Annotated in this window: 12 protein-coding genes; 4 read left to right on the top strand and 8 right to left on the bottom strand. The window is 62.1% G+C overall.

All coding sequences use genetic code 11. The annotated features are described in order from the left end of the window. Positions 1–21 precede the first annotated feature (21 nt). Genes ACWFVE_RS09665 through ACWFVE_RS09680 form a run of 4 tightly spaced genes read right to left on the bottom strand, consistent with a single transcriptional unit; the run spans position 22 to position 3,141 of the window. Complete coding sequence (locus ACWFVE_RS09665; RefSeq protein WP_447529061.1) at positions 22–648, bottom strand: Maf family protein; 627 nt, start codon at positions 646–648, stop codon at positions 22–24. Positions 649–651: 3 nt separating this feature from the next. Then, positions 652–1,140 carry a rod shape-determining protein MreD gene (gene mreD, locus ACWFVE_RS09670; protein WP_447529062.1) on the bottom strand — a complete coding sequence of 163 codons (489 nt, stop codon included), beginning with the start codon at positions 1,138–1,140 and terminating at the stop codon, positions 652–654. Beyond that, positions 1,133–2,080 carry a rod shape-determining protein MreC gene (mreC, locus tag ACWFVE_RS09675; RefSeq protein WP_447529063.1) on the bottom strand — a complete coding sequence of 316 codons (948 nt, stop codon included), beginning with the start codon at positions 2,078–2,080 and terminating at the stop codon, positions 1,133–1,135. The genes mreD and mreC overlap by 8 nt, the downstream gene beginning before the upstream one ends. A gap of 23 nt (positions 2,081–2,103) precedes the next feature. Beyond that, positions 2,104–3,141: a rod shape-determining protein gene (locus tag ACWFVE_RS09680; RefSeq protein ID WP_018915723.1), complete on the bottom strand. Its 1,038-nt coding sequence runs from the start codon at positions 3,139–3,141 to the stop codon at positions 2,104–2,106. A 238-nt stretch (positions 3,142–3,379) separates the two neighbouring features. On the opposite strand from ACWFVE_RS09680, the gene gatC reads away from it, so the two are divergent. From gatC to gatB, 3 genes are all read left to right on the top strand, one after another. Continuing rightward, positions 3,380–3,667 carry an Asp-tRNA(Asn)/Glu-tRNA(Gln) amidotransferase subunit GatC gene (gene gatC / locus ACWFVE_RS09685; protein WP_447529064.1) on the top strand — a complete coding sequence of 96 codons (288 nt, stop codon included), beginning with the start codon at positions 3,380–3,382 and terminating at the stop codon, positions 3,665–3,667. 61 nt (positions 3,668–3,728) lie between these two features. Then, positions 3,729–5,189: an Asp-tRNA(Asn)/Glu-tRNA(Gln) amidotransferase subunit GatA gene (gatA, locus tag ACWFVE_RS09690; protein WP_447529065.1), complete on the top strand. Its 1,461-nt coding sequence runs from the start codon at positions 3,729–3,731 to the stop codon at positions 5,187–5,189. Beyond that, positions 5,189–6,643, top strand: coding sequence for an Asp-tRNA(Asn)/Glu-tRNA(Gln) amidotransferase subunit GatB (gatB, locus tag ACWFVE_RS09695; RefSeq protein ID WP_447529066.1), 1,455 nt, complete (start codon positions 5,189–5,191; stop codon positions 6,641–6,643). Before gatA ends, gatB begins: the two co-directional genes overlap by 1 nt. Positions 6,644–6,713: 70 nt before the next feature. On the opposite strand, the gene sixA is transcribed toward gatB, so the two are convergent. The 4 genes from sixA to ACWFVE_RS09715 form a co-directional block, all read right to left on the bottom strand. Further along, a complete protein-coding gene (gene sixA / locus ACWFVE_RS09700) occupies positions 6,714–7,190 on the bottom strand; it encodes a phosphohistidine phosphatase SixA (RefSeq protein ID WP_447529067.1) in 477 nt (158 codons plus the stop codon). Further along, entirely contained in the window at positions 7,177–8,250 is a 1,074-nt protein-coding gene (locus ACWFVE_RS09705; protein ID WP_447529068.1) for an NAD(P)H-dependent glycerol-3-phosphate dehydrogenase, read from the bottom strand. Before ACWFVE_RS09705 ends, sixA begins: the two co-directional genes overlap by 14 nt. A gap of 134 nt (positions 8,251–8,384) precedes the next feature. Next, entirely contained in the window at positions 8,385–10,289 is a 1,905-nt protein-coding gene (gene htpG / locus ACWFVE_RS09710) for a molecular chaperone HtpG (protein ID WP_447529069.1), read from the bottom strand. Between the two features lie 95 nt (positions 10,290–10,384). Continuing rightward, positions 10,385–10,732, bottom strand: a complete 348-nt coding sequence (locus tag ACWFVE_RS09715; RefSeq protein WP_447529070.1) for a YkvA family protein — start codon at positions 10,730–10,732, stop codon at positions 10,385–10,387. Positions 10,733–10,866: 134 nt separating this feature from the next. Between ACWFVE_RS09715 and ACWFVE_RS09720 the strand changes: the two genes are divergently transcribed. Further along, positions 10,867–12,822: a transglycosylase SLT domain-containing protein gene (locus tag ACWFVE_RS09720; protein ID WP_447529071.1), complete on the top strand. Its 1,956-nt coding sequence runs from the start codon at positions 10,867–10,869 to the stop codon at positions 12,820–12,822. Positions 12,823–12,852 lie beyond the last annotated feature (30 nt).

The raw sequence follows: 12,852 nt of genomic DNA on the forward strand, positions 1-12,852 counted from the left end.
AGGTATCCGTTTGAAGCTACTTTACAGGCGGGCCGACCAAACGGACACACCCTGGTTTGAAAGTAGTCGTGAAGTCTCGAAAAGCGGAAGCCCCACCACGGCCGAATGGCTGCCGCGTATCTCTTCGACGAAGACCGCGGCCAGGCCCTGAATGGCGTAGCCACCCGCCTTGTCCTGGGGCTCACCGGTTTGCCAGTAGCGCTCGATTTCATCGTCTTCGATTCTGCGCAACCGCACCGTGGTCGTGACACAGCACGACTGGGTGCCCGCAGGGCCGATCACGGCCACACCGGTCATCACCTGGTGGGTCCGGTTGGAAAGCGCGGCGAGCATGGCTCGGGCGTCACGCGCGTCGCGCGGTTTGCCCAGAATGCGCCCGTCGAGCACCACGGCGGTATCCGAGCCCAGCACCGGAAGATGGGTACGCGCTTTACTCGCTTCGGCCTTGGCGATCGCCAGCCGCTCGACGTAGGCTGGCGCTGGCTCGCCAGGGTTAGGGGTCTCATCGATATCGCCTGGACACACCTCGACCGCGACGCCGATGGATTCCAAAAGCGCCCGGCGCCGAGGGGATGCGGAGGCCAGGCAGAGCACGGCCGCGCGCTTTTGGGCGCTGCAAGCACACGACGGGGCATTACCCGACGACATACGCTAGCCCCCTGCCGCTCGGCGCTCGAGCGCCTTGAGCATGGTGGCAAGCCAGGGCCATAAAAGCCCACTGATCAACGACGAAATCAAAAACGACAGGTGAATGGTGAACTCACCGGTCAGCACGCGCACCCACTGCTCGACCAATTGGGCAAGGCCCAAAAGCACCAGTACCAGTACCGCCTGCTGAACCAGCGAGTAGGCGCGAAAGCGCGGATAGACCAGCGCCGCCAGAAACGCCAGTGACGAAAACACCAGCGCGTGCTGGCCCAACACGCTGCCCTCGATCAGATCCACCATCAAACCGATCACGAAGCCGTGGAACACGCCTACCCGGTCGGGGACCCGCATACACCAATAGACCAACATCAGGCCGATCCAGTCGGGCCGGTAGACCTGCCAGCCGTCGGCCAGCGGCATTACCTGCAGACAAAGCGCCAGCACCAGGCTTAGCCATACCACGACGAGGGGAATCACCGGTGCTCTAGCCATTGGGCGCCTCCGGCAGTGGCGCCGGGCCTACTTCGCCAAGGCGCTCGGAGGCGTGGATCGCCTGGGCAGAAAGCGACATGTCGCTATTCCAAAGCGTGGTGTCTTCCTCTTCGAGCGGCGGCGGAAAGAGCAGCAGGAAATGGCGCGAGCGGGTGAGCTGTGCCGAAGGTGTTGCGCTCACCTGGGCAAACGGCTGGCCCGGGTCGTGATACACCTCGCTCACCCGGGCGACCGGATAACCCGGCGGAAAGCGCCCGGCAAGCCCGGAGGTCGTCAACAAGTCGCCTTCGCGAATGTCGGCGGTATCCGGTACGTGCAATACGTTAACACTTTGGTAGCGCCCGGTACCCTGAACGATAAAGCGCAGGCCGTTGCGGTTGACCTGCACCGGCAAGGCGTGGCTTGCATCCGCCAGCAGCAGCACTCGGCTCGAGTAGGCAGACACCGCCGTGACCTGGCCGACCAGCCCAAAGGCATCGATCACCGGCTGGCCCACGTAGGCACCGTTACGATGCCCGCGGTCCACCACCATCTGATGGCTGAACGGGTCGTTATCCAAAGAGAGGAGTTCCGCCGACATATAGGGAAATTCGGTACGCTCGGCGGCGTCGAGCAGCTCGCGCAGCTGAGCGTTCTCGGCGGTGAGATTGGCCAGACGCTGGCCACGGTGCGAGAGGGTCAAAATCTGCTCGCGCAGGCGGCGGTTTTCATCCACCAAGGCCTGCTGATCGGAAAGCACCAGCGACCCCCAGTTGAGGAGATCGCTTGGCAGACTAACGACCCACTGAATCGGCGCGACCACCATGGTCATGTGGGCGCGCACGTCTTCCATACGCGTAAAGCGCTGGTCGACAAACATCAAAGCGCTTGCCGCCAGCACGCAAAAGAAGAACCGGTAGCCCGGTATGGGGCCGTGCGAAAATAGCGGTTTAATAGGCAACCCTCCGCAGTAAACCGCTAAAATCAGTCGCTTGAGAGTAGCTCAAAAGTGTGTTGATCGATCATTTCCAGCGCCTTGCCACCGCCACGCGCAACGCAGGTCAGCGGATCTTCGGCCACGATCACGGGAAGCCCCGTCTCTTCGGCAATCAGCTTGTCCAGATCACGCAAGAGCGCTCCGCCGCCGGTCAACACCAAACCACGCTCGGCGATGTCCGAGGCAAGCTCCGGGGGTGACTGCTCCAGCGCGCTTTTCACCGCGGCCACGATCGAGCCCAGGGTTTCCTGAAGCGCCTCGAGGATCTCGTGGGAATTGAGCGTAAAGCTTCGCGGGATACCCTCGGCCAGATTGCGTCCGCGCACGTCGATCTCGCGCAGCTCGCCGCCTGGGTAGGCGCAGCCGATCTCTTCCTTGATACGCTCGGCGGTAGCCTCGCCGATCAGGCTGCCGTAGTGGCGGCGCACGTACGCGGTGATCGCCTCGTCGAAACGGTCACCGCCTACGCGGATGGATTCGGAGTACACCACGCCGTTGAGCGAAATGATCGCGATTTCGGTGGTACCGCCGCCGATATCCACGACCATCGAGCCCTGGGCTTCTTCGACCGGAAGCCCAGCGCCGATCGCGGCGGCCATGGGTTCTTCGATCAAAAAGACTTCTCGCGCCCCTGCGCCCTCGGCGGATTCACGAATCGCGCGGCGCTCGACCTGGGTCGACATGCACGGTACACAAACCAGTACCCTGGGGCTTGGCGTCAAAAAGGTGCTTTGATGCACTTTGCGAATGAAGTGCTGGAGCATTTGCTCGGTCACGGTAAAGTCGGCAATGACCCCGTCTTTCATGGGCCGAATCGCCGTAATATTGCCGGGGGTGCGGCCAAGCATGCGTTTGGCATCGGCGCCGACAGAAGCGACGCTTCGCATATTGCCCGACTGGCGAATGGCGACAACGGACGGCTCATCAAGGACGATACCGCGACCGCGTACATAAATCAGTGTGTTGGCCGTACCCAGGTCGATCGATAGATCGCTGGAAAACAGCCCCCTCAAGCGTTTGAACATGGATGTTGTTACCTAGTGCAGACCGGGAACCCTGTGCGGATGCAAACGGTATCACCGCAACCCCTTGGCAGCAAGCACGAGTCGCTCCCCTGCCCGTTGCATTGATTATGTGGTACCTTTTGCGGCTATTTTCCATGTCTTAAATTCGTGTCTTCAACGCAAGACGAATTCAAGACGACCGTATGTATACCGCTCAATGCGGAATATGTTCCATTACGTTTGCGAGGAAACCCCGATCATGGCGCTTGAAGAATCTCACGTGCGCCGGGCCGCACACCTGGCCCGACTCGCCATCAGTGACGACCAGGCCAACCGCTTTGTGGACGATCTCAGCCAGATTTTAGATATGGTCGACCAGCTACAGCGCGTCGATACCGAAGGCGTCGCGCCGCTCGCCCACCCGCTGGATGCGACCCAGCGCCTGCGCGCCGACGAAGTTACCGACGCCAACATGCGCGACGAGTATCAGCAATGCGCGCCGGCGGTGGAAAACGGCCTGTACCTGGTACCGCGCGTGGTGGAGTGAGTGCGCCTGGCGCCCCGCTTTTTGACTTCCTTCTATTCGCCCCGAACGGAGCTTTTGGGTCATGCATAATCAAACCGTAACCCAGCTGGCCGCTGCCTTGAAAAGTGGCGAGCTCTCGAGTCGTGAACTCACCGCCCACTATCTACAGCGGATCGAGAAAATCGACGGCAAGCTCAATAGCTTTATCAGCGTGACCGGTGAGCAGGCGCTCAATAACGCCGAAGCCGCCGACAAGACCCGCGCCGACGGCGGCGGCCACGCGCTGACCGGCGTACCGCTGGCCCTAAAAGATATTTTCTGCACCAAGGGCGTGAAGACCAGCTGCGGCTCCAAAATGCTGGACAACTTCGTCGCCCCTTATGATGCCACCGTGGTAGAGAAGCTCAAAGCCGCGGGTAGCATAAGCCTTGGCAAGACCAACATGGACGAGTTCGCCATGGGCTCCTCCAATGAAAACAGCCACTTTGGGCCGGTCAAAAACCCCTGGGATTTGAACGCGGTGCCCGGCGGAAGCTCCGGCGGAAGTGCCGCCGCAGTCGCCGCGGGCCTGGTGCCCGCCGCACTGGGCACCGACACCGGTGGCTCGATTCGCCAGCCCGCCGCGTTTTGCGGCATTACGGGCTTGAAGCCGACCTACGGGCGCGTTTCGCGCTACGGGATGATCGCCTACGCCTCGAGCCTCGACCAGGCGGGCCCCATGGCCCGCTCGGCTTCTGATTGCGCGCATCTAATGAACGTGATCGCCGGCCACGACGTCCGCGACTCCACCAGCGCCACCCGCGGCGTGCCCGACTATCTCGAGCAGCTGGACGCCCCGCTCTCCGGGCTCAAGATCGGCCTGCCGAAGGAGTACTTCGGCGACGGCCTGGACAGCGACGTCGAACAGGCGGTACGCGAGGCGGTCAAGGTATACGAGTCGCTGGGAGCGACCGTGCGCGAAGTGAGCCTGCCGCATACCCACTACGCCATTCCGGCCTACTACGTCATCGCCCCGGCGGAAGCCTCGTCGAACCTTTCCCGCTTTGACGGCGTGCGCTTCGGCCACCGCTGTAAAGACCCGAAAGATTTGATCGATCTCTACACGCGTACCCGCGAGGAAGGTTTCGGCGAAGAGGTGAAGCGGCGCATTCTGATCGGCACACACACCCTGTCTGAGGGCTTTTTCGACGCCTACTACATCAAGGCACAAAAAGTACGCCGCCTGATCCGCCAGGACTTTCTGGACGCCTTCGAGGACGTCGACGTGCTGATGGGCCCGGCCGCGCCCACCACCGCCTTCGACATTGGCGCCAAGAAGGACCCGGTGTCGATGTATCTGCAGGATATCTACACCATCGCTGTGAATCTTGCTGGCATTCCGGGCATGAGCGTGCCCGCGGGCTTCGTGAACGGCCGCCCGGTGGGCCTGCAGATTCTGGGCACCCACTTTGCCGAGGCGCAGCTTCTCAACGTGGCGCACAAGTTCCAGCAGGCCACCGACTGGCATCTTCACCTTCCCGCACTCGCCGAGGAGAACGCCTAATGCAATGGGAAACGGTAATTGGGCTCGAGGTTCACGTTCAGCTCGCCACGCGCTCCAAGATCTTTTCGGGTGCTTCGACCTCGTTTGGCAGTGAACCCAACACCCAGGCAAGCGCGGTGGATCTTGGCCTACCGGGAAGCCTTCCGGTGCTCAACGAACAGGCCGTGGCCATGGCGGTTCAGTTTGGCCTGGCGGTCCACGCCGAGATCCCCGAAGTCTCGGTGTTCGATCGCAAGAACTACTTCTACCCGGATCTGCCCAAGGGTTACCAGACCAGCCAGATGTATCACCCCATCGTGGGCCCGGGCGAGGTCGAAGTCACCCTGGACGAGGATCTAACCAAACGCATCCGCATCCACCACGCGCACCTGGAAGAGGACGCGGGTAAGTCGCTGCACGAAGACTTCCAGGGGATGACCGGCATCGATCTCAACCGCGCGGGCACGCCGCTTCTGGAGATCGTCTCCGAGCCGGACATGCGCAGCGCCAAAGAGGCCGCCGCTTACCTGAAGGCGATCCACTCGATCGTCACGTATCTGGGGATTTCCGACGGCAACATGGCGGAAGGCTCGATGCGCTGCGACGTCAACGTCTCCGTGCGCCCCAAGGGCCAGGAGGCGTTTGGCACCCGCGCCGAGATCAAGAACGTCAACTCCTTTCGCTTCGTCGAGCGTGCGATCGCCTTCGAGGTCGAGCGCCAGATCGAGCTGATCGAAGACGGCGGCACGGTGGTGCAGGAAACCCGCCTGTTCGACCCGGAGCGCGACGAGACGCGCAGCATGCGCACCAAGGAAGAGGCCAACGACTACCGCTACTTCCCCTGCCCGGATTTGTTGCCGGTGGTGCTCGACCAGGCCTACCTGGACCACCTGAAAAGCCAGCTGCCGGAGCTTCCCGCCGACAAGCGCGCGCGTTTTCAAACCGAGCTGGGGCTTTCGGCTTATGATGCCCACGTGCTCTCGGCGAGCCGCGAAATGGCGGAGTTCTTCGAGGAAGTCCATCGCGTTTGTGGGGACGCCAAGCAGGCCGCCAACTGGGTGCAGGGCGAGCTCTCCGGCGCCTTGAACCGCGAGAACCTGAGCGTTCACCAAAGCCCGGTCTCCGCCCAGCAGCTCGGGCAGCTGATCGGCCGCGTGGTCGATGGCACGATCAACGGCAAGGCCGCCAAGGAGGTCTTCCAGGCGCTTTGGAACGGCCAGGGCCGCGATGCCGACGAGGTGATCGAGGCCAAGGGTTTGAAGCAGGTCACCGACACCGGCGCCATCGAGGCGATGATCGACCAGGTGATCGCAGAAAACCCGGCTCAGGTTGCCCAGTACCGTGACGCCGAACCGGAAAAGCGCGGCAAGATGATCGGCTACTTCGTGGGTCAGGTGATGAAAGCCTCCCGCGGCACTGCCAATCCGCAGCAGGTCAACGGCTTGCTCAAGGAAAAGCTCGACGCGCTGCTTTAAACCTGGCGCTCGCGCATTCAAAAACGGCGGCCCCTGGCCGCCGTTTCTTTTTATAGCGTTTGCAAAAAAGCTAGAGCTGGCGGGGTTCGGTAAAGCGAACGAGCCTTGCGCAGCCCGCCGCCCAGACATCGGCCTCGAGCTCGGCAATGGCCGCGGTAGGAAAGCCAAGCCCCTGACTTTGCGGGCCTTCGACGAGCCGCCCGCACAGCGCCCCGACCAGCGGCATGTGGCTAACCAACATGAGCATCTCGCCCTCCGGCCGGGCCAGCAACCAATCGTTGACCTTCGCCGGCGAGTCGTCCGGGGTAATGCTTTCAAGCGTCGTCACCGACACACCGAGTGCCTCACCCACTGCGCGGGCGGTTTGCTGGGCGCGAACGAAGGGGCTTGCGTAAAGCACGACCGGCCCGAGCTTACGGGTTTCGAGAAAGCACGCCATGCGCGCGGCCTCGGCTTCGCCGTTTTGGGTCAGCCTGCGCTCGCAGTCGACCCGCCCGGGGCCCGCCTCGCCGTGGCGCATGATCAAAAGTCGGCTACTCGCGGTCATTCAAATCCCCTGTCTCATTGTGCGCTTGCTGGACGGTCTCCCTGGGTAACACGAACTCTACGTCGCTGCTGTGTTCGCCCATCATCAGCGTGCTCGCCATTTCCTTGGCGGCCACGCCTTCGAACAGCACCCGATAGAGCCCCTCGGCCAGCGGCATGTAGACTCCCATCTCCCGCGCTCGGTCGCACACGATGGGAACGGTGTTGACGCCTTCCGCCACCTGGCCCAACGCATCGACGGCCTCGTCGAGGGTGCGCCCCTCGCCCATGGCAAACCCCACGCGGTAGTTGCGCGAAAGCCTCGATGAGCAGGTGACGATCAGATCCCCCACCCCGGCCAGGCCCAGAAAGGTCATCGGGTTGGCGCCCTGGGCCACGGCGAAGCGGCCCATTTCCGCCAGCGCCCGGGTCATCAGCATACTGCGGGTGTTTTCGCCCATGCCCAGCGCCGCCGCCATCCCGGCGATGATGGCGTAGATGTTTTTAAGCACCCCGCCAAGCTCCACGCCGTGGCGGTCGTTGCTGGCATAGACGCGAAAATAGCCGCACCCCAACGCCTGCTGCACCCGGGTGCGGGTCAGCGGGTCCGCGCTTGCGATCACCGTGGCGGTGAGCTGCTTATCGGCGATTTCCGAGGCCAGATTGGGCCCGGCGATCACGCCGATATGCTCAAAGCCGGTCTCCTGCTCGAGCACCTGGCTCATCAGCAAAAAGCCCTCTTGCTCGATGCCCTTGGTGGTGCTGACGAGTATCTGCTCCGCAGTGAGCCAGGGCCTGGCCTGACGCACCACCTGGCGAAACGCCTTGGAGGGAATGGCGACCAGCACCAGCGCCGCACCTTCGACCACCGCGCGAATATCCGTGGAGGCCTCGACTGCCGCGTTGATCGCGTAATCGGGCAGGTAGCGCCCGTTGCGGTGCTCCTGATTGATTTGCGCAACCAGCGCCTCGTCGCGCATCCATTGGCACACCTGGGCGCCGTTGTCGGCGGCGATACTGGCAAGGGCCGTGCCGAAGCTTCCGCCGCCCAGCACCGCCACCTTGATCTGCTCCAAAGCCATGACGTTGTCCTACTCCCTAAACGATACGCCTACTTTATCACTAATAGCGCGGCGCTTGAGCGCCCTCGATGTCTGTTCAAACCACAAACAAATCGGCCCGCCAAAAAGGCGGGCCGAAGGTCTACGCGTCTGATTTACGCGGTCAGTACGCTGTTCAAACGCTTGACGTAGGCCGCCGGGTCATCGAGATGGCCGCCTTCGGCGATGATCGCCTGATCCAGCAGGATGTGCGCCAGTTGGCTGAACTGCTCGCCATCGGCGCCTTCAAGGCGCGCCACCAGGGCGTGGTCCGGGTTGAGCTCGAGAATCGGTTTGACCTCGGGCATCGGCTGGCCCGCGGCTTCCATGATGCGGCGCATCTGGTAGCCCATTTCGTGCTCGGGCAGCACCACGCAGGCCGGCGAATCGGTCAGGCGGTGCGTGATCTTCACCTCCTGCACGCCTTCGCTCAGCGCCTCTTTCACGCGCTGGACCAGCTCTTCCTTGGACTTGGCCGTCTCTTCCTGAGCCTTCTTTTCCTCTTCGTCTTCGACCTCGCCCAGGTCAAGCTCCCCCTTGGCCACGTCGGCGAAGGAGTAGCCGTTGAACTCGGTCAGATGGCTCATCAGCCACTCGTCGATACGATCAGAAAGCAGCAGTACTTCGATGCCTTTCTTACGGAAGATCTCCAGATGCGGGCTGTTTTTCGCCGCGTTGAAGCTATCCGCTACCACGTAGTAGATCTTCTTCTGGCCCTCTTTCATGCGCTCGATGTAGCCGGCCAGCGCGTTTTCCTGAGCGGCGGTATCGGTGTGGGTCGAGGCGAAGCGCAGCAGTTCGGCAATCTTTTCGCGGTTGGCGGCGTCCTCGCCCGGGCCTTCTTTCAACACGCTGCCGAAGGTGTTCCAGAACGTCTGATACTGTTCGTCGTCCTTGGCGAGCTTTTTGAGCATGTCCAGCGCGCGCTTGGTCAACGCCCCTTTTATCTTCTCGACCTTGGGGTCCTGCTGAAGAATTTCCCGCGACACGTTGAGCGACAAGTCGCGGGTATCCAGCACGCCCTTGATGAAGCGCAAGTAAAGCGGCAAGAACTGCTCAGCGTCATCCATGATGAACACGCGCTGAACGTAAAGCTTCACGCCGCGGGCACCGTCGCGCTCGAACATATCAAACGGCGCACGGCCGGGCACGTATAGAAGGCTGGTGTACTCGAGCTTGCCTTCGACCTTGTTGTGGCTCCAGGTCAAGGGGTCGCTGAAGTCGTGGGCGACGTGCTTGTAGAACGCCTTGTACTCGTCGTCACTTACCTCGCTTTTCGGGCGAACCCAAAGTGCGGTGGCTTCGTTGATGGTTTCCCAGGTCGTGACTTCGCTGCCTTCGATCTCGTTGCCTTCGTCATCCTTGGCGGTCTCGGTCTTCGGCATGCGCACCGGCACTTCGATGTGATCCGAGTATTTGCGCACCAGGCCCTGCAAGCGATGATCGTCGGCGTACTCCTTGGCATCGTCTTTCAGATGCAGGATGATTTCGGTGCCGTGCTTATCGAGCTCGATATCGGCGACGCTGAACTCGCCCTCGCCTTTCGAGCGCCACTCGACGCCTTCACCGGCGTCCGCGCCCGCCTTACGGGTGCGCACGACGACTTCGTCGGCCACGATAAAGCCAGAGTAAAAGCCAACACCGAACTGACCGATCAGTTTGGCGTCTTTTTGCTGCTCGCCGGAGAGCTGCTGCAAAAACTCGGAGGTGCCGGAGCGGGCGATGGTGCCCAGGTTCGAAATCACGTCTTCGCGATTCATGCCGATACCGTTGTCGCGCAGCGTCACGGTGTTGGCCGCGGCGTCGTGCTCGATCTCGATACGCAGGTCGCTGTCGTTTTCATACAGCGCATCGTTGTCGAGTGCGGCGTAGCGCAGCTTGTCACAGGCATCCGCGGCGTTGGAAATCAGCTCGCGGAGAAAGATCTCCCGGTTCGAATACAGGGAGTTGATCATCAGGTTAAGAAGCTGTTTGACTTCCGTTTGAAAACCAAGTGTTTCTTCGTGGGTTGCCGTACTCATGCGTAGCCCTCAATTGCCTATCACTGCATTACCAATGCGCGTTAGTTCGCGCGAAGCGTCGTGTGAAGGTCAATATGGGGCTAGTGCGAGTAATTTCAAGAAGCTGAAGGCGGCGAATCCGGTGTTTCGAGCTCACCGTACTTCCAGACCCGGTAGCCGGCCAGGCGCCGGTCGATACGGTCCAGCAGCCAACCGATGATCAGCGCATCATCGACGAGGCCGAGAATGAAGATAAAATCGGGGATCAGATCGAAGGGCATGATCAGATAGCCAAGGGCCAGCGCCATCATGCCAAAGGCGGACCAGGGCACCGGACGAAATCGCCCGCTGAGCACATCCCGGGTCATGGGAAAAAAGAGTTTCAACGCGCGTAGGATCCGCTTGAACGCCCACACGCGGCCTTTCAAACGTGACAGCCACCACCATTTCATCCATCGCGCCATTACGACCCACCCTGGTTGAGATTCTCGTTCAATGCATCGGGCAAAGGGATTGAATGAGCACCGTTTGCCGTTATAGTCCACTATAGACGGTCAACCCCCTAGCAGTCAGCGTCATACGTTAAAGAGAGGAAGCCATGCCGGTTACGCGATCTCGTTTTCGCCTCAAAGCGCTATGCGCCGTGGCGCTCGTCGGCCTAGCCACGAGCGCCACGGCGGCCACGGACACCCAAATGCGCGAGGCGCTGGAAGCTGCCCGCGACCAGCAGTGGCAGCGCATCGACGAACGCGCCCTTGCCGGTCATGTCTTGAGCGGTTACGTCGAGTATCACCGCCTACGCGGTAGGCTACCCAACGTACCCGCCCATGAGGTGCAGGCGTTCATTCAGCGCAACGCCGATTCGCCGCTTTCGGAGTGGATGCGTGGCCAGGCGATTGCCAACTACGGCTACGCCGGACGCTACGCGGATCTATTGAGCGTCGCCGACGGCGAACCCACCGGCGCCGCCCGCCAGTGCTATTACTATAGCGCCCTGATGGAGCGCGCACCGAGCGAGGCACGCGCCGCGGGGTTGGATCTATGGCTGACCGGAAGCTCCCAGCCCAACGCCTGCGATAACCTGTTTAACCGGCTGCGCGCCGATAACACCATCGACGACCGCGCCGTATGGCAGCGCAAGATGCTTGCCTGGCAGGCCGGTGAAACCGGCCTCGATAGCTACCTGGATGGGCTTTTGAGCGGCCAATGGCAGACCGCCATGGACACCGTCGACTCGGTCGACCGCAACCCGCAGATGATCACCCAGGCCCCCGCCTGCCTGGGGCCCGAGTGCGCGGCGAGCGCGCCTTTTTATCAAGCGGCGATGCAGCGCTATACCCGAGACAACACCGCGGCAGCGTTGAACGCCTGGCAAGGCCTTGCTCCCAGGCTCTCGCTCACGGCAGATGAGCGCCGCGTCATCGAAGAGGAGCTCGCCTTTTACGCGCTGGTGCGCAGCGTGCCGGGTTCGCTCACCTGGGTGGATAGCGTACTACCGGGACTTGAAAGCGAGCGGGTGCTGGAGCTACGCGTACGCCGGGGTTTGGAGGAGCGCCAGTGGCAGGACGTGATGCACTGGATCGCCCAGATGCCGCCGAGCCAGCAGGAAAACAGCCGCTGGCAGTACTGGCTGGCCCGGGCCAACGAGCAACTGGGCAATCACGACGCCGCCGAGGCGCGCTATCGTGAGGCGGCGATGGATCGCAGTTTCTACGGCTTCGCCGCCGCGGAGAAGCTGGGCGTGCCCTACCGGTTGAACAACGAGCGTAGCCATTTCGACGATATCTCCCGCGAGCGTACCGCAAGCCTTCCGGTGGTGCAGCGCACTGAGGCGCTGATGCGCATTGGTGAAGACGGCCTGGCCAACAGCGAATGGCTGCACGCGGCGCGTAACGCCCCACCCGAACAGGCCCGCGCCCTAGCTGATTATGCCGCCCAGCATCAGTGGCACGCGCTGTTGGTACAAACCACCATTGCCGCCGAAATGTGGGACGCGCTGGACTGGCGCTTTCCGCCCGCCTTCCGGGAAAGCTTCATGCGCTGGGGCAATCAAACCGGGGTCGACCCGTATCTGTTGATGGCGATTACCCGCCGCGAAAGCGCCTATAACCCGGTCGCACTTTCGCCCGCCGGTGCGCGGGGCCTGATGCAGCTAATGCCGGGCACCGCCGCTTTGGTCAGCCGTCAGTTGGGCCTGGCGGACCCCGGCCCTTACGGAGTGCTCGACCCGGAACTCAACATTCGCCTGGGCAGCACGTATCTGCGCGACAAGCTCAACCGCTACCAAGGCAACCGCCTGGCGGCCACCGCGGCCTACAACGCGGGCCCCGGCCGGGTCGATCAGTGGCTAGGTAACGGCAGCGGCGTGGAGTCCTTCGATCTATTCGTGGAGAGCATTCCGTTTCGCGAAACCCGAGACTACGTGCAAGCGGTGCTTAGCTACCGGGTCATTTTCGAAAGCCTGGACCAGGGCGGTGACAGCCAAGGCGTGACGCTGCTGACCGACAACGAACAGCAGGTACGCTACGACCGCGCGCTGCTGGCGCTTCGTTAAACGTCGGCGCTAAGTTAAACATGGCAGCGC

Source organism: Vreelandella mediterranea, assembly GCF_970647075.1.

What these genes read in the sequence shown, in the direction of transcription:
- ACWFVE_RS09665 (WP_447529061.1), bottom strand. Translation starts at nt 648, where the DNA reads ATGTCGTCGGGTAATGCCCCGTCGTGTGCTTGCAGCGCCCAAAAGCGC.
- mreD (WP_447529062.1), bottom strand. Translation starts at nt 1,140, where the DNA reads ATGGCTAGAGCACCGGTGATTCCCCTCGTCGTGGTATGGCTAAGCCTG.
- ACWFVE_RS09680 (WP_018915723.1), bottom strand. Translation starts at nt 3,141, where the DNA reads ATGTTCAAACGCTTGAGGGGGCTGTTTTCCAGCGATCTATCGATCGAC.
- gatC (WP_447529064.1), top strand. Translation starts at nt 3,380, where the DNA reads ATGGCGCTTGAAGAATCTCACGTGCGCCGGGCCGCACACCTGGCCCGA.
- gatA (WP_447529065.1), top strand. Translation starts at nt 3,729, where the DNA reads ATGCATAATCAAACCGTAACCCAGCTGGCCGCTGCCTTGAAAAGTGGC.
- gatB (WP_447529066.1), top strand. Translation starts at nt 5,189, where the DNA reads ATGCAATGGGAAACGGTAATTGGGCTCGAGGTTCACGTTCAGCTCGCC.
- sixA (WP_447529067.1), bottom strand. Translation starts at nt 7,190, where the DNA reads ATGACCGCGAGTAGCCGACTTTTGATCATGCGCCACGGCGAGGCGGGC.
- ACWFVE_RS09705 (WP_447529068.1), bottom strand. Translation starts at nt 8,250, where the DNA reads ATGGCTTTGGAGCAGATCAAGGTGGCGGTGCTGGGCGGCGGAAGCTTC.
- htpG (WP_447529069.1), bottom strand. Translation starts at nt 10,289, where the DNA reads ATGAGTACGGCAACCCACGAAGAAACACTTGGTTTTCAAACGGAAGTC.
- ACWFVE_RS09715 (WP_447529070.1), bottom strand. Translation starts at nt 10,732, where the DNA reads ATGGCGCGATGGATGAAATGGTGGTGGCTGTCACGTTTGAAAGGCCGC.
- ACWFVE_RS09720 (WP_447529071.1), top strand. Translation starts at nt 10,867, where the DNA reads ATGCCGGTTACGCGATCTCGTTTTCGCCTCAAAGCGCTATGCGCCGTG.